This is a genomic window from Pseudomonas sp. FG36 (assembly GCF_057809275.1).
Window position 1 is genome coordinate 44,987 of sequence record NZ_JBMDJQ010000025.1, and the last position, 16,298, is coordinate 61,284.

The window sequence follows — 16,298 nt, forward strand, 5'->3', positions numbered from 1 at the left end:
TAAGCATGAGCACGCGGTACACGGCACACTCGGCATTGGCCCTGGCCATCCACTTGTCACTGGGCACGGCACTCGCCCTGCCTGGCATTGCCCTGGCCGCATCGGCCAACAGTACCCAGGTCCGGGCATACGCCATTGCACCGGGCAGCCTGAACGAAACCCTGAGCCGCTTTGCCAGCCAGGCCGGCGTGGCGCTGTCGTTCGATGGCGCACTTACCCGGGCCCTGCGCTCGCCCGGGCTGCAAGGCAGTTACAGTATCGACCAGGGCTTTGCCGTGCTGCTGGCCGGCAGCGGTCTGCAGGCGGTACGCCAGGCCAATGGCGTGTATCTGCTGATCGCCCTCCCGAACGATGGCGCCGTGCAGCTCGGCGCCACGCAGATCGACAGCCAGAGCCTGCAGGCCGATGCCGACAGCTATACCGCCTCCAGCGCCACGGTGGGCAGCAAAGTGGCCACCTCGCTGCGTGAGGTACCGCATTCGGTATCGCTGATCACCCGCAAGCGTATCGAAGACCAGAACCTCAACAGCCTGACCGACGTGATGGGCAAGATGACCGGGGTCTCGGTGCAGAAAGGCGGGATCTCCCAGGCAGCCATGGGCAACGAGAGCAATTTCTTCTCCCGCGGCTTCGCGGTGTCCAACACCACCCTCGACGGTGGGGCGCCGCTGACCAGCTCGATCGCCGGCTACGGCTCGCTCAGCCAGCTGGACATGGCCCAGTACGAACGTGTCGAGTTCCTGCGCGGTGTCGATGGCCTGTATTCCAGCACCGGTGACCCTGGCGGCACCATCAACCTGGTGCGCAAGCGCGCCCTGCGCGAACAGCGCCTGAGCTTCGCCGCCTCGGCCGGCAGCTGGGACAACTACCGCAGCGAGCTGGATGTCACCGGGCCGCTGGTCGACAGTGGCGCCCTGCGTGGCCGCCTTGGCCTGGCCTACCAGGACAGCAAGTCGTTCCTCGACTACGTCGACACCCAGAACTCGCTGACCTACGGCGCGCTCGAGCTCGACCTGACGCCAGACACCGTGCTCACCGTCGGCGGCAGCTTCCAGGACAACGATGGCGTGCCCTACTTCGCCGGGCTGCCGCGCTACAGCGACGGCGCCGACTTGAAGCTGCCACGCCACACGGCCTTCACCTCGAACTGGAACACCGTACGGGAAAAGACCTCCCAGCTGTACACCCGGCTGGAACACAACTTCACCAGCGACTGGTCGCTGACCACGGACCTGACCTACGTCGACATCGACCGCGACTCCACTGGGCTGTACTACTTTGGCGGCGTCGACCCGCAGACCGGCACTGGGCCAACCTGGCACCAGTACCCGAACAAGGGCGGCAGCGTGCGCAAGACGGTGAACAGCTACCTCAAGGGCGGCTTCGATGCCTTCGACCGCCACCATGACGTACTGCTCGGGGTGGACTACACCAACACCGTGGGTTCGGTGATCCAGCGCACCGGCCTGATTTCCGGCATCCCCGTGGACCTCGGCGGACGCACCCCGCCGCAGGACCTGGGCAGCACGCCCAACAAGAAGCAGTTACTGCCCGAGATCCGCCGCTCCGCCTACGGGATGACGCGCCTGGCCCTCAGCGACGACCTCAAGTTCATCCTCGGCGGTCGCCTGACCGACTACAGCTACCAGAACAAGCAGGATTTCTACGACGGTGTGACGCCACCGTCGCGCCCGGCCACGCAGCACAAGCGGGGCGTGTTCACCCCCTACGCCGGCATTACCTACGACCTCAACGCCCAGTGGACCGCGTACACCAGCTACGCCGAGACCTTCACCCCCCAGGCCGGTAACACCGACACCAGCGGCGCCCAGATCGCGCCCGCCACCTCGAAGAACTACGAGATCGGCCTCAAGGGCCAGTGGTTCGACGGTCGCCTCAACAGCTCGTTCGCGGTGTACCGCATCGAGCAACAGGACACCGCCGTCTACGATGAAAACGGCAGCGGCCCGGTCGGTAGCGAAGCCACCTGCTGCTACTTCAATGCAGGCCAGGTCACCAGCAAGGGCTTCGACGCAGAAATCAGCGGTGAGCTTGCTCGCGGCCTGCAACTGATGGCCGGCTACACCTACAACCGCCTCGAGGCCAAGGACGCCAGCGACGGGCGCGGCAGCTTCGAAGGGGTCACGCCAAAACACCTGCTCAAGGTCTGGGGCACCTGGCAGTTGCCCGGTGAACTGCAGGACTGGAAAGTCGGCCTGGGCGCGATCAGCCAGAGCGGCACTTCCAAGCGCGGCACGGTCAGCCCGTTCAACCCGGCCAGCGGCCGCTTCGACGGTGACCCGGTCGACTACAAGTTCCTGCAATCGGGCTACACAATCTGGAGCGCCAGCCTGGATTACCGGATAGACCAACACTGGTCGGCAACGCTCAACGCCAACAACCTGTTCGACAAGAAGTACTACGCGACGGTGGGTAACTCGGCCTACAACAACTTCTATGGCGAACCACGCAACCTCATGCTGACCGTGCGCAGCACATTCTGATCCCACGCCTCGGCGGCAGGCCGGGGCTCCCCGGTGCGAGAGAAAGGCTGGCGGCGTCAGTGCAATCGATGTGCTCCGCAGCCAGCGACCATCGTCTACCTGAACGTTTTCGACCGCGTCTTTCCTCCGCACCAGGTTTTCCGATGCAAGCACTCCTGCAAGAGATCCTCGACCACGTCCGCCCCCTGCTCGTCCAGGGCCAGGTGGCGCAGTACATTCCCGCCCTCGCCCAGGTCGACCCCAACCAGCTGGGCATCGCCGTGCAGAGCCTGGACGGCCAGCTGCACTGCGCCGGGGACGCGCGCACGCCGTTCTCGATCCAGAGCATCTCCAAGGTGTTCAGCCTGGTGCAGGCGATCAATCACAGCGGCGAGGACATCTGGTCGCGGCTGGGCTACGAGCCTTCGGGGCAGGCGTTCAACTCGCTGGTGCAGCTGGAGGTGGAAAAGGGCCGGCCGCGCAACCCGTTCATCAATGCCGGGGCGCTGGTGATCTGCGACATCAACCAGTCGCGCTATGCCACACCTACCCTGTCGATGCGCGATTTCGTCCGCCGCCTGGCGGCCAACCCGCGTATCGTCAGCGACACGGTGGTGGCCGAGTCGGAGTACCAGCACCGCGCGCGCAATGCGGCCATGGCCTACCTGATGCAGGCCTTCGGCAACTTCCACAATGATGTCGACGCAGTGCTGCGCAGCTACTTCCACCACTGCGCGCTGTCGATGAGCTGCGCCGACGTGGCCCGTGGCTTCGCCTTCCTGGCCAACAGCGGCTACTGCCCGCACAGCGGCGAACAAGTGCTCAGCCCACGCCAGGCGCAGCAGGTGAACGCGATCATGGCCACCAGCGGGCTGTATGACGAGGCCGGCAATTTCGCCTACCGGGTCGGCCTGCCGGGCAAGAGCGGCGTGGGCGGCGGCATCGTCGCGGTGGTGCCGGGGCGCTACAGCATCTGCGTGTGGTCGCCAGCGCTGAACGCCTCGGGCAACTCGCTGGCGGGGTTGCGGGTTCTGGAGCTGTTGAGCGAGCGGATTACCGGGTCGGTGTTTTCGGCAGTCTGAGCGAGGTCGCCTAAGGAGGGCTTTCGCGCCAGGCCGACGGGCTCAGCCCGGTCCAGCGTTTGAACGCCCGGCGAAAACCGCGCACATCGCTGTACCCCAGCGTCTCGGCGATGCGCTCGATGGCCATCCGCGGGTTGCCCAGCAGGCTCATCGCCCGCGCCTGGCGCACCTGCTCCTGCAAGCCGTCAAAGGTCATGCCGTGCTCGTTCAGATGCCGGCGCAGGGTGCGGCTGCTCATGTTCAGGTCAGCGGCGACGCTATCGATACGGCAGCCCTGGGGCAAGTCGCGGGCGATGGCGCGCTCCACGGTCTGCAGCAGGCTGGCCTTGTGCTGCAGCGGCGCGCATTCCATCTCCAGCAGGGTGAGTGCCTGGCGCAAGGCCACAGGCTGATGGCCCGGCAAGGGCTGGTCCAGCCAGTGGCTGGCGATCACCATGCGGTTGTGCAGGCAACCGAACGCCACCTCAGGGCCCAACAGGCTAGCGTAGGCCTCCAGGTAGACCGGCGCGGCATGGGTGAACTCGAAGCGCAGCGGCGCGAAGCCGGTGCCGATCAGCGCCCGGCTGTAGACCATCAGGCTGGCGAAGAACTCTTCCACCGCGAACACCTGGATATCGGCATAGGGCAACCGGCATTCCACCTCGACGAAGGTCTCCCGCTCACCCTCATGCAGGCTGTATACCGCGATGCCGCCGCTGGTGTGCTGGTAGCGCGCGCCCACCTCGAAGGCATCGCGCAGGGTCCGGCACAGCGACAGCACATGCCCCAGCAGGCCCAAGGTACCCAGCACGTTGCGATGCCCGACCCATAACCCCAGCCCCTGCCCAGGCAGGGCCTCCAGGGTGCGGCGGATCAGCGTCACTGCCTGGCGGCAGGCGATGCGCTGGGCCGGGTCCTGCAGCTCGCCGGGGGTGAAGCCCAGGCCGCGACACAGCCGCTCGCCGTCAAGGCCACGGTCGCTGGCGAGCTGGATCAGCGTCTGCAACATGAAAGGCGAGGCCAGCGCCTGGTCCAGCTGCGGGTCGAGGGGGGTATGGGGCATGGCGACGACTCCCGAACCGAGACGCCTGGATTCTTGTTGTCGGGGCTGCGCTCGGCGCCGTCATCATATCGCGCAGGGGAAGGCCCTGGCGGCGAGAGTAACAAAATATTGCAGAGTGTCCGGCAAAGCCCCCCTGCCTGGCCGGTAAGGCCCTGCATCCCCGCGCGGCCAGCGCTTATTTGTATAGGGCGGCCGACGCCGCTCGCCCACAACAACAAGAACGAGCCCGACCATGACCCCGACCCGCCGCCCCTGGCTGCCCCCGACAGCCGCCTGCATGCTCAGCGCCAGCCTCGCACTCCCAGCCCACGCCACCGAGAACGGTGTCGACAACATCGGCCCCGGCACCGACGGTTTCTTCGTCCTGCCGCTGAACGTCGATCAACTGCCGGAGCACATGTTCGCCTTCAACCTGTACTACAACCACTACCAGGCGCGAAAGCTGGATATCAGCTCGCTCGGTGGCAAGGTCCCGCAGGTGAAGATCACCTCCGATGCGATCATCCCGCGGCTGGACTATCTCAGCCCGCTGCGCGTGTTCGGCGGTCGGCTCGGCGGCTACGTGGCGCAGCCCTACATGCGCCAGCAAGTGGCGATGTTCGGCCAGCGCAGCCGCCACGAGAGCCAGGGCGACGTTACGGTCGCACCAATCATCCTCTGGGACCTCGGCCCACGCCTGACCCTGGGCGCGGCGCTGGAGATCACCCTGCCCACCGGGGATTACGAAGCCACGCGCCTGGCCAACACCAGCAACAACTTCTACACCTACAAGCCTCTGTTGTCGGCGACCTGGCTGCCCAGCGAACGCAGCGAGCTGTCGGTCAAGGCTACCTACAGCTTCAATGAAGAGAATCACGACACCGACTACCGCTCGGGTCAGCTGTTCCATTTCGACTATTCAGCCAGCTACCGGGTGACCGACAACCTGCGCCTGGGGGTCAATGGCTACTACGTGAAGCAGACCACCGACGACAAGCAGTTCGGTCGAACCGTGAGTTTCATGGGCGAGGATGTCGATGACGGTGTGCGTGGCCAGGTGTTCGCCATCGGCCCGGCGCTGCATTACACCTTCCTCGAGTACGCCAGCATCGAGGCACGCTGGGCCAAGGAGTTCGCGGTGCAGAACAGGCCGGAGGGCGAGATGCTGTGGGTCAAGCTGAGCTTGCCGTTCAGTTTGTGATGCTCCTTCTAGGTGCAAGGCGATAGTCTTGCAGTGCTCTCGAGATTGAGCGCCGCCCGCGCGGCGCTCGATCTCAAAGGGCTCACGCATACACCGGCCACCTCTCGACAATCCGCCCCTCGCGCACCGCCAGCAGGTCGCCGAACTGCAGCAGGATCGCCTCGGACTGGGTCGGTCGCAGGAACACCTGGTCGTCGACCTGCAGCCCGACCGCAGCCGAGCCATTGAGCATTTCCTGGTTGGAGCTGCGCCCGTACAGGCCATTGAAACGCAGGCCCTGGGGCGACTCCGGCTCGGCCAGCCAGTTGCCGCCGTAGATGAAGAAGGTCTCGCGCTGATTCGGGTCCCACCAGGCGAACAACGCCGACTTGCCGTCCAGCGCCGGGATCTGCACCGCCCCCGTGCGCTTGATCACCGGCGTGGCGATGTAGGCCGCAGGCATGTGGTCCTGCAGCGACGACAGGTCATAGTGGCTGGGCTTGAGCAATGCCGAGCCCACCGACACCTCGCTGCTGGTGCGCTCGTGCTCGTGCATGCGATAGCTCGGGCTGCCGGCAGTGTTGAGCGTCAGGTCCGTGCGCCACAGCCCGGGATAGCGGCTACGGGCATGCTCGACGAAACCGTCATACGCCCCCATGACCTTGGCGAACAGCGCCTCGGGTGAACCCAGGATGCCCGGCACACCCATGCCGACAAAGGGGTCGTAGCCCATGAAGCCGGCGAAGGTCAGGTGCCGGGGGTTGGCGGCGATGATGGCGAGCATCCGCTCCAGCTCCGCCACATCCTTTACCCCGCCACGGTGCAGGCCGACATCCAGCTCGATATTGATCCGCAGCCGTGTGCCCAGCCCCTGGGCCAACGCCAGGTACTGTTGCAGGCGCTCGGGGGTGTCGAGCAGCCATTGCAACTGCCTGGCCGGATCGAAAGCGCCGCGGTGCGCTTCGTAGAACAACTGCGCCGAACGCACCGGCAACGGTTTGCCGAGCAGTATGTCGGCATCGGCAAAGCGCACGGCGTCATGGTTGAGGAACGGCTGGTGGAAGGACATCAAGCGGCCGGTGCCGGCGCGCCGTGCGATGTAGTCGAGCAACTGCGGCGAAGGCAGCGACTTTTCCACCAGGCGCAGGTGCTTACCGGCGCGACGCACCGACTGGGTCACCACGTCGATGTTGTGGTCCAGGCGGTCGAGATCGATCAGCATCACCGGGCGCATCGGCCCGTGCTCGCGCAGTTCGCGCTGCAGCCTGGCGAAATAGTCGCTGTGCGGCGCGCCCTGTGCGCCGGGGCGCAGCCAGGCGCCGGCGGCGGCCAGCAGCACGCCGGCACCGGCGGCGCCAACCAGGAATCTGCGTCTGTTCATCTACACCTCCTAGTGGGCCACGCCCAGGATCGAGGCCAGGTGGGCATTGAGGAACTTGCCGGTCGGGTCCAGCGCCTGGCGCACCTCGGTAAAGTCCTTCCAGCGCGGATACAACGGTTGCAGGGTGCGCGCATTGAGGGTGTGCAGCTTGCCCCAGTGCGGGCGCCCGGCGTACTTCCAGAAGATCGGCTCGATGGCGGCGAAGAAGTTGTGGTGGTCCATGCTGTAGTGCTGGTGCACCGAGATCGAGCAACTGTCGCGCCCTTCGAACATGCTCAGCGGGATATCGTCGGCCTTGACGTAGCGGTACTCGATGGGGAACCAGGTGCGCAGGTCGCGCTCGCGGATCAGCGCGAGGATCTCCCGCAGGCAGGCCGGCCCCTGCTCGGCGGGCACCGAGTACTCCATCTCGTTGAAGCGCACGTTGCGCACGTTGGCGAAGATCGCGTACGAGTCATCGACCCGCTCGTCGAAGCTGGCGACATGCCGCAGACTGTTGAGCAACGCCCGCCGCGCGGCAGGAAAGTCACTGCCGTACTTGTCGAGCTTCTCGATCAGGCTGACGAACTCATTGCCGCCTTCACTCGCCGGGTCCCGGGCGGCGGTCGGTGCATCCTCGGTTTCGTTGAGGGCGATGGACAGCGCGTAGTCGGAGTGGGTGATCACCAGCATTTCCCAGTGCTGGTTTTCGCGCGTGTTCTTTTCCACCTCCTCCAGCAATTCGTCGGTACGGGCGATCCACTGCCGCTCGCGCAGGCGAAAGGCCTCGCGGTTCTGCAGGCGGATGCGCGTGGCCACGCCCAATGCGCCGAGGGACACCCGCGCCGCGGCGAACACTTCAGGGTGCCGGCGGCTGTCGCAGTCGAGCACTTCACCGCTGGCCGTGACCAGTTGCAGGCCGCTGACCCGTGAAGAATAGGAACCGAAGCCGACGCCGGTACCATGGGTCGAGGTGGCGATCGCACCAGCCAGGGTCTGGTAATCGATGTCGGCCATGTTCGGCAGCGCCTGGCCGACCGCCTTGAGCGCCGCGCCCATCGACGCCATCGGCGTGCCGGCGGCGAACTCGGCCTGCAGCGTGGCGGGGTCGTGATCGAGCAGGCCGCTGAAGTGACCGAGCGACACCAGGGTACCGTCGGTTGGTACCAGGGCGCTGAAGGAATGCGCCGAGCCGACCGGGCGTACTTTGCCGGTGGCCTGGCCGATGACCTGGACCAACTCGTCCAGGCTCTGCGGCGCCAGCCGCGCCTCGGGCAGGCAGCTCTGCGCGCCGGACCAATTGCGCCAGGGAATCAGCCGTGGCGCGCGCAACAGTTGCGCCAGCGCCGGGTTGCCGGACAGCGCCAGCAAGGCGCAGGCCGCGCCCGCCTGTTGCAGCCAGCGACGTCGAGAGAGGTGGATCGCCATGGGGATACCTTGCGTTCAGTGGAGGGGCTGGCCGGCCATGTAGCCGATCAGGGCCAGGAACTGTGCCTCGGAGCACTGCATGCACAGGCCCATGGGCGGCATGCCCTCGTAGCCGTTGATGCTGTGGTCGAGCAGGCGGTCGGTACCCTGGGCAAGACGTGGCGCCCAGGCCGCCGTGTCGCCGGCCAGGGGGGCACCGGAAGCCGGGTTGGCGTGGCAGGTCTTGCAGGTGCTGGCATAGAGCGCGGCCAACGCCGGGTCGGCGGGGGCGGCCTGGGTGGCGGCGGGTTCGCTGTCGTCCCGGCAACCGCCGAGCAGCAGGGCCAGGGTGGTCAGGGCTGCTGCGCGCAGCAGCGGTGGAAAAAGCGGCATGGTGCTCCCCTCTTCTACCGTGCTTGGGCACGGCGTTTTCTTGTGGTGGGTAGGGGCAACAGTAAGGCGGGAACAGGCTGGCGGTTCAGGGCATTGGCGGCCAGCGAGGGGGGTGGGATCGGACAATCCTGCAAGGCGGGACTGGCCCGCTTGCAGGGAGCAGAAGATGATGAGCGCTACGTGGGATCGGGCTTGCCCGCTCCCACGTAGTCTCTCTTCAGGCTGGGGGCACGAGGCGTGCCCCGTCAGCCCTTGTTGGTCAGGCCGTCAAGCTGACCTTCGACCGTCACCGGCCCGACCTTCAGCTTGCCGTCATCCAGCGACACGCTAGGCAGGCCGGCTTCAGGCAGCTTGGGCAGGTCGAGGGTGGCCTTGACCTGGTAACCGAGCGGTTTCACCTCGGCCCCGACCGTGTTCCCGCCCTGCTCCACGCCCTTGACCTGCAGCCCCAGCTCGCGCTGCGCCGCGATCTGCGACGTTTCCTGGACCCCGGCCTTGCGCAGGAACTCGCCCTGCGCGTTGAACGACGGCGTGTAGCCGAAGGCGGGCTTGGCTTCGCCCTCCTTGGCCTCGCCCGGTTTGCCGACAAGGCCGGCGCCCAGGTCAAGACGCACCGAGGTGGTGGTGTCCTGACGCTCCTGGATGCTGAGCCCGCCGTCGAGCTTGCCGCCGATGTGCTGGCCTTCGACACGGGCGCCGCTCAGTTGCGCCGCGCCCGTGCTGTTCAACGCCACCGTGTCGGCGGCGATCCGGCTGTTCTGCTGGGTGGTGCCCTGCAGATGATCCACGTGCACCTTGCCGCCGAGGTCGAAATCATGGGACGCAGTGGCCTGCTTGTCGGCGTCGGCCGGGGTATTGCGGCTCAGGTTGCCGCCGGCCTTCAGCTCGACGCCCCAGTTGTTGCGGCTCTGGGTGGACTGCGCCGATTCCAGCGCCAGGCCACCCTCGCCTGCGCCGACGTTGACGCCCCTAGCTGCGACCTGCGTGCCCTGCAGATGCACCGACTGGCCGGCCAGGTCCACATTGGCGCGGCTGTTCAGCTGGCCGCCGCTCAGGGTCTGCGAGCGTTCGTTGGTCTGGCCCACATTGAAGTTGCCGCCCAGCTTGCCGCTCAGGTCGCGGCCCTGCTCGCCGGTGGCTGCCTTGCCGCCGAGGTTGAGGCCGCCGCCCAGGTGGCTGCCGCTGACGGTCCGGGTGTCGCTGGCGGCCTGCAGGTCAAGAGCGCCACCGGCCTTGAGTTCGACCGGGCCCGCTACGTCGATGCGCGTACCTTGCAAGGTCTGGTCGCCAGCGCTGCCCAACCGCACCGGGCCGCTGCCGCTGATGCTCGCCACCTGGGCCTTGCTGTCGACACTGTGTTCGCCGGCATGGTCGAGTTGCAGCCCCGCGCCCAGGTCGACCTTGTCGCCCACCGGCAAGGTGCCCACGGTCAGCGAGCCGCTGCCACCGAGGCTGCTCGTGTCGCGACGCTCATGGTTGCTGGCCTGCTCCAGCGCCAGCTTGCCGCCGGTGTTCACTGCCACCGCGACCTGGCCACCGTCGAGGCGGCTGCCTTCGAAGCGGGCATCGCCGCCGACCTGGATGTTCAGGCCATGATTGCCACTGAAGGTGCCGACCACGGCAGTGGAACGGTCTTCGGCCAGGCTCTTGCTCCCCCCCGAACCACTGGCGGTCACATTCAGGTCCTCGCCGGTCTTGGTGTAGACCCGGGCGGATACATCGGCACTCACCTGCTGCTCGCTGCGGCTGTGGGTGTTGCTGGCCGCATCGGCCTGCAACGTGCCGGCCTTGACGTTCAGCGCGCCGCCGTTGGCGTTGTACTGGGTGCCCTGATCCTTCAGCGCACCGGCCACGTCCAGCTGGACGCCCTGGCCGTTGAACTGGCTGACCACCGCGGTGCCGGTCTGCTCGCCCTGCTGCTGGCTGGCATGGCCCACGGCCAGGTCGACGCCCAGGTTCGGCGTGCCGAGCTTGCCCAGGGCATCGGTCAGCGAGGTCTTGCCGGCAAGCACGTCCTTGACATCGCCCAGCGGCAACTTGCCGTCGAGCGCGTCCTTCACCGACACCTTGCCGTCCACCACATCCTTGACCACCCCGGCGATCGGCCGGGCGATGTCCTTGTACTCGACATTGACACCGACATCCGCCGTCCAGTTGCTCTGCTGGTGGCTGCTGCTGGTGGTGTCGCGAGCCGCGCGGTTGTCCACCTGGTTGGCGCTGACGCTCAGGGTGCCGGCGCTGTTGACCTGCGCGCCTTCACTGGCCAGGGTGTCGGCCTTGATGGTCAAGCCGCCGGCGCTGTCGATGCCGGTGGTCTTGGCAGTGCTGCTGTTCGAGGTGTCCTGCTGGGTGCCATGGGCGAAGTCGACCCCGGCGCCGGCACGGTCGAGGCCGGCGGTGAGGTAGACGCCACCCCCGGTGTGGCTGCTGTCGCGGGACTCGCTGCGGCTGTCCTGCTCAGCCAGCAACGACACCTGCTTGCCGGTCAGGGTGGTATCGCCTGCGGTGGACTTCACCGCTGCGCCCTTGACGGTCAGGTCAGCGCCGGCGGTCAGCTGAACCTCGCTGCCGCTGAGGCTGGAACCCTGCTGGCTGACCTGGCTGCCAGTGGCGCTCTGGCGATCGCTCGCATAGCCGACGCCGGCGCGATACTGCCCCGAGCCCGGCGCGGTCTCCTTGGCCGAGGCCACGAAACCACGGCTGCTGCTGGCGCTGCCGTGCTCACGGGTGTCCTGGGCCGAGGCGACCTTCAGGTCGCCCGCCGCGTCGGCGTTCAACGCGCCGGTGGCCTTGACCGTGGAGCCGACCACCTCGATGCCTTCGGCGCTGTTCAGGCCGACGCTGCCACCGGCCACCAGCTCGCTGCGCACGGCGGTGCTTTCCCGGCTGTTCTGCTTGGCTTCGTTGTGGCTGACGCCGAAGAACTTGCTCTGCTGGTTCTGGCTGTCGCGCTGGTCGGTGCGCGAGGCGTTGCTGATCTGCACCTGCTTGCCGGCGATGCGGATGTCCTGGCCGCTGGTCAGCTGGGCACCTTCGGCCAGCACCGAAGCCTTGGCCCGCAGTTCGATATCGCCGCCCTTGAGCTGGCTGGTGACGCTGCGCTGGGTTTCGCTGCGGTTGTCCCAGTCGGCCTTCCAGAAGCCCTTGGTGTGCTTGCCCTGGTCGCTGTTGACCTGGCGTTCGGTGGCGGCGGTCAAGCGCAGGTCGCCACCGCTGTTCAGGCTCAGTTGGCCGGGCGCCTCGATGCTGGCGGCATTGACGGTGACATCCTGGCCGGCATTCGCCCGAGCATCACGCTGGGCCACGACCTGCACCCCATGCTCGCGGGTATCGCTATCGATCTGGGTACGCTGGTAGGTTTCCCAATCGATGCCCAGTGCGCCGCTGCGCCAGTTCTCGCGTTTCTCCTGGAGCTTGCGGCTTTGCACGGTGCTCAGGGTGAGGTTGCGCCCGGCGTCGAGCTTGACGTCGCGCCCGGCCACGTCGGCGGCGGCCAGGGTCAGGTCCTGGGCACCCCGCAGTTGCACATCGCCCTGGCTGCTGCGCACACCCGCGCGGGTCGCTTGCAGCGAGTCGGCCACGGCGGCGCCGCTGATGTTCAGGTCACCCGCCGAGTCGATGCGCACGCCGTCGCGGCCTTCGATCTGCCCCGGCCCGACCCGCACCCCGGCACCCTGTGCGGTGCTGACGATATTGATGCGCCCGGCCTGCATCGCGCCGAACAGGCTGGCGTCGATACGCTGCTCGCCGCTGGCCGCGCCCCCGTCAAGCACCTTGACCTGGCCGCTGGCGTAATCCACCTGGTTGCGGCCCACGGTGAGGTTGAGCTGGTCCCGGGCATCCAGGCGGCCCTGGCTGTCGATGCGCGGGGCGATCAGGTTGACCGAACCGCCGTCGTTGCGCAGGCCAGCGCCCTGCACCTGCAACTGGCCGTTGGCGTCCTGGGTGCCCAGGGCCTTGAGCCGGCCCGCTTCCAGCTCGGGCCGGCCCACCACCAGGCTGGCGTTGGGCGCGTTGATGAAGCTGGCGCCGTTGACCGAGATGCCGTTGGGGTTGGCCAGCACGTAGTCGGCGGCACGGCCGAAGATTTCCTGGGCGCCATTGATGGCGGAGGCATTGCGGCTGACCACTTCATTGAGGATCACGCTCGCCGCCTGGCCCTGGAACTGCGGGTTGGCCGCCAGCTCGCCGGCCAGCTGCGAGTGCCCGGCCTGCAGGGCGTTGTTCAGTACCAGGCCCTGGCGGTCGACGTTGTAGTCGAGGAACTGGTTATGCGACAGGCCCGCGCCGTTGGGGGCGACGATATTGACGATGGGCACGCCGCCCTGGGTCTGCAGTTGCGCCGTGCCCCCGGGCCCGGGGGCGACCACCACGCCGCCGGCCAGCGCCTGGGGCAGGCTGGTGGCCAGCAGCAGGCTGGCAATCGCCCAGCGCAGCTTGCCTTGCGGGGACAAATTGAAGGTAAAGGGGGTCTTGGGCATAGGTCACTCTCCATGTAGGTACTGCTGAATCGGTGCGCTCAAATCTGCACGGCGGCCCGCAACAGCCAGACTTCGGGCTCGCGCTGGTAACCGCGGGGCGTGTTGAGGCTGCGCTGGTAGTCGATGTCCAGCTGCAGCGCCTTCCAGCCCAGGTTCACGCCCAGGCTCGCGCCGCTCAGGCGCTGGCTGGCGGCGCCGTGGTCGACCTTGATCCAGCCGTGGTCCAGGCCCAGCCGTGGGGTGACGCTCAACGGCCCCTGCGCCCGCAACGGCAGGCGCAGGGTGTTGCGCCATACCGCCCCACTGGCGCCGGACAGGCTGCTGATGCGGTAGCCGCGTACGGCCGAATCGTCGGTGCCGAGCAACTGCTCGATGGCCGGCAGCGGGTCGGGGCTGTACTGCAGGTTGAGCTGGCTCTGCCACTGCCAGGCCTGGCCCAGCAGTTGGCCATTGCGCCACTGGCTGAGGCCGGCGCGGTACTTGTGGAACTGCGCCATGGGCAGGTCCGGCACCCGCCGATCGGCATCGTCGTCGGCGCCAAACCAATGCAACCCCTGGGCATAGTTGAGGTCCAGGTTCCACACCGCGTGGTCGAGCCAGAACAGGTTTAGTCCGGCCTCGGCCACGGTCAGCGTCGGGCTCTGCACGTCCAGGCGGACCTTGGCGAACTCGCTGTCGACATCCTTGTGCGCCAGTTGCAGGCTGGCGCTCAGTTGATGGCGCTGGTCGCGCCACAGCACACGCTCGCCGCGCAGGCTGAGCTGGTCGGTGATGCCGCGGCTATGCAGGGTCAGCGTGCTGAGCTTGACCGGCGAGCGGTACTCGGCATGGCTGACGAATAGGCTGAAGGTCCAGTAGCCATAGGGGATCGCGTAGTACAGGCTGGCGTTGCGGCTGTAACGGTCGCCCTGGTTGAGGGTATCGCTGGCCGACAGGCTGAGCAGGTCGTTGAGTGCCAGCGGGTTGTCCAGGCCCAGGCTGAGCACGCGACGGTCGCGCCCGGTGCTGGCGCTGCCAAGGTTGTCCAGGCCCAGGCCCACGGCCACCCGTGGCTGGCCGGCGCTGCGCGGGCGCAGAATGATCCTCGAGGCGCCCGGCTGGCTGCCGGGGGCGATGTCGGCGGTCAGGTCGACCGAGCGCAGGCGGTTGAGCTGGTCCAGGCCCTGCTCCAGGTCACGCAGGTTCAGCGGCTCGCCGAGCATGCCGGGGAAGGCCCCGGCCAGCGACACCGGCAGGTGCTGGTCGGCCAGTTCGATGGCCTCCAGGTAGCCTTCGTCCACCAGGATGTCCAGCGACTGCCCGGCTGCCGGCGCGCTGCTCAGGTAGGGTCGGCTGGCGATATAGCCCTTTTCCAGGTACAGCGCGGTGATACTCGCCAGCAGCTGGTTGATCTGCCCCACGCCCATGCACGCCACCACCAGCGGATCGATGCGCGCATCGAGGGTGGCACGGTCGATCAGGGTGACGCCGCCCACCCGCACCCCGGCCAGCGGCCAGCAGTGCGTATCCGGGGCCGCGGCCTGGGGGACCTGCGCGGAAGTATCGGGCCCGGTGAACGCACCGCGCTGCAGTTGACGGCGGCGTTGTTCCAGTTGCAGTTGCTGCAGGTCCTGTTGTTGCTGTTGCTGTTGGCGCAACACTTCCTGGCCGGGCACGAACGTCTCGGCACGCACGTTGCCCAGGGACAGGCAAGCCAATACGACACACAGCGATACGCGACGGCAATCAATAGCAGACAGGTACGACATACAACACCCATTCGCAGGCAAAGGCACAGCGAGAATCGCAGCACTTGGAACTTCCCGGCACGGTTACCGAGAGTTATCGGCACACGTGCAATAACTTTAGAAAGTTGAGCGTTATTCACTGGAGCGCTCACGGAAAAGTTAATGACTGCCAATTACCACCCGAAGCCTGGCATGACCACCTGGTCACCCGACACCCCGTATTGCAGAGGCCAGAGGGACTGACGCGCTAGATTGTCCAACAATCAAACTTGCCGACTGTTTGAGCCAACGGTACTTCTAGACACGAGCGGGAGACACCGGACTTTAGTCGCATGCCGCCTGCGCACAGCAACTTGGAAACACACAAGAGGATTCTACTTCGGTGAAACGCGCCGAAACTAAGCCGAATAATTGGCCCGTGCGGCGACGATTCGTGCTGAACTTTCGACTCTATTGAAGCGACTGTCCTCGAATGTACTTGCAACTCGAGTACGCGTTAGATGCCTGGTGTATGCTCGCGACATCACAGCCCACCGCACTGAAATGCCCCTCGACAAGGACAACAGCATGCCCCGCCTGGACTGGCTTGAACACCACATGGCCCACAGCGATACCCTCGCCCAGTGGCTGCACCAACAGTTCCACTACGAGTACGCGGACGTGCCGCTTGCCGACTGGCAACGCGAATTCGCCGAAGGCCAGCGCAACGGCCAATGGCGATGCCTGGTCGCCCTCGACGGCGACCGCCTGCTGGGCAGCGCCGCCCTGGCCAGCGACGACCTGCCCGGGCGCGGCGACCTTGGTCCGTGGCTGGCCTGCGTGTTCGTCACCCCGCAAGCACGAGGGCAAGGCCTGGCGGAACAACTGATCGAAGGCATCTGCGCCCATGCACGCAGCAGCGGAGTCTCCACGCTCTACCTGCACACCCACGACCAGAGCGCCTACTACGCCAAGCGTGGCTGGGTGCCGCTGGAACCCTTCGAGGCCTGGGGGCAGCAGCACTGGCTGATGTCACGCACGCTCTGATCGCGTGCCTGATGGCCTCTGTAGAAGCGGGCTTGCCCCGCGCCAGGGCCATCCGTGTCGCACACAAATGATCCAGCAGGGAATTATTTAGCGCGCCGTTGTATCTGACCCTAGGTACAAGGCTGGCCAAACCATGGC

10 protein-coding genes are annotated in these 16,298 nt (G+C 66.8%); 4 read left to right on the forward strand and 6 right to left on the reverse strand.

What is annotated here, in order from left to right:
- The first annotated feature begins 5 nt into the window (after positions 1-5).
- Together ACODS9_RS18725 and glsB are read left to right on the forward strand one after the other, a co-directional pair.
- The gene (locus ACODS9_RS18725; RefSeq protein ID WP_489094477.1) at positions 6-2,504 is read left to right on the forward strand and encodes a TonB-dependent siderophore receptor; all 2,499 of its coding nucleotides are present in this window, start codon (positions 6-8) and stop codon (positions 2,502-2,504) included.
- Between the two features lie 143 nt (positions 2,505-2,647).
- Positions 2,648-3,565 carry a glutaminase B gene (glsB, locus tag ACODS9_RS18730; protein ID WP_038705799.1) on the forward strand — a complete coding sequence of 306 codons (918 nt, stop codon included), beginning with the start codon at positions 2,648-2,650 and terminating at the stop codon, positions 3,563-3,565.
- Positions 3,566-3,575: 10 nt separating this feature from the next.
- Here the strand turns inward: glsB and ACODS9_RS18735 are convergent, their stop codons facing one another.
- Positions 3,576-4,607 (reverse strand): AraC family transcriptional regulator, encoded by a 1,032-nt coding sequence (locus ACODS9_RS18735; RefSeq protein WP_401105901.1) that lies wholly within the window; start codon positions 4,605-4,607, stop codon positions 3,576-3,578.
- A gap of 232 nt (positions 4,608-4,839) precedes the next feature.
- Between ACODS9_RS18735 and ACODS9_RS18740 the strand changes: the two genes are divergently transcribed.
- On the forward strand, positions 4,840-5,787 hold the full coding sequence (locus ACODS9_RS18740; protein WP_401105899.1) for a SphA family protein: 948 nt from the start codon (positions 4,840-4,842) through the stop codon (positions 5,785-5,787).
- An 82-nt stretch (positions 5,788-5,869) separates the two neighbouring features.
- On the opposite strand, the gene ACODS9_RS18745 is transcribed toward ACODS9_RS18740, so the two are convergent.
- From ACODS9_RS18745 to ACODS9_RS18765, 5 genes are all read right to left on the reverse strand, one after another.
- On the reverse strand, positions 5,870-7,147 hold the full coding sequence (locus tag ACODS9_RS18745) for a DSD1 family PLP-dependent enzyme (protein ID WP_489094478.1): 1,278 nt from the start codon (positions 7,145-7,147) through the stop codon (positions 5,870-5,872).
- Positions 7,148-7,156: 9 nt separating this feature from the next.
- Positions 7,157-8,488: a D-arabinono-1,4-lactone oxidase gene (locus ACODS9_RS18750; RefSeq protein ID WP_217869815.1), complete on the reverse strand. Its 1,332-nt coding sequence runs from the start codon at positions 8,486-8,488 to the stop codon at positions 7,157-7,159.
- Between the two features lie 81 nt (positions 8,489-8,569).
- Complete coding sequence (locus tag ACODS9_RS18755) at positions 8,570-8,926, reverse strand: c-type cytochrome (RefSeq protein ID WP_401105895.1); 357 nt, start codon at positions 8,924-8,926, stop codon at positions 8,570-8,572.
- 245 nt (positions 8,927-9,171) lie between these two features.
- Entirely contained in the window at positions 9,172-13,407 is a 4,236-nt protein-coding gene (locus ACODS9_RS18760; RefSeq protein WP_489094479.1) for a hemagglutinin repeat-containing protein, read from the reverse strand.
- A gap of 38 nt (positions 13,408-13,445) precedes the next feature.
- The gene (locus ACODS9_RS18765) at positions 13,446-15,155 is read right to left on the reverse strand and encodes a ShlB/FhaC/HecB family hemolysin secretion/activation protein (protein WP_489094480.1); all 1,710 of its coding nucleotides are present in this window, start codon (positions 15,153-15,155) and stop codon (positions 13,446-13,448) included.
- A gap of 546 nt (positions 15,156-15,701) precedes the next feature.
- On the opposite strand from ACODS9_RS18765, the gene ACODS9_RS18770 reads away from it, so the two are divergent.
- Positions 15,702-16,160, forward strand: a complete 459-nt coding sequence (locus ACODS9_RS18770; RefSeq protein WP_489094481.1) for a GNAT family N-acetyltransferase — start codon at positions 15,702-15,704, stop codon at positions 16,158-16,160.
- Positions 16,161-16,298 lie beyond the last annotated feature (138 nt).

Bases quoted from the DNA above. Each gene is read 5' to 3' on its own strand.
- ACODS9_RS18725 (WP_489094477.1), top strand. From the start codon at position 6: ATGAGCACGCGGTACACGGCACACTCGGCATTGGCCCTGGCCATCCAC.
- glsB (WP_038705799.1), top strand. From the start codon at position 2,648: ATGCAAGCACTCCTGCAAGAGATCCTCGACCACGTCCGCCCCCTGCTC.
- ACODS9_RS18735 (WP_401105901.1), bottom strand. From the start codon at position 4,607: ATGCCCCATACCCCCCTCGACCCGCAGCTGGACCAGGCGCTGGCCTCG.
- ACODS9_RS18740 (WP_401105899.1), top strand. From the start codon at position 4,840: ATGACCCCGACCCGCCGCCCCTGGCTGCCCCCGACAGCCGCCTGCATG.
- ACODS9_RS18745 (WP_489094478.1), bottom strand. From the start codon at position 7,147: ATGAACAGACGCAGATTCCTGGTTGGCGCCGCCGGTGCCGGCGTGCTG.
- ACODS9_RS18755 (WP_401105895.1), bottom strand. From the start codon at position 8,926: ATGCCGCTTTTTCCACCGCTGCTGCGCGCAGCAGCCCTGACCACCCTG.
- ACODS9_RS18760 (WP_489094479.1), bottom strand. From the start codon at position 13,407: ATGCCCAAGACCCCCTTTACCTTCAATTTGTCCCCGCAAGGCAAGCTG.
- ACODS9_RS18765 (WP_489094480.1), bottom strand. From the start codon at position 15,155: ATGTCGTACCTGTCTGCTATTGATTGCCGTCGCGTATCGCTGTGTGTC.
- ACODS9_RS18770 (WP_489094481.1), top strand. From the start codon at position 15,702: ATGCCCCGCCTGGACTGGCTTGAACACCACATGGCCCACAGCGATACC.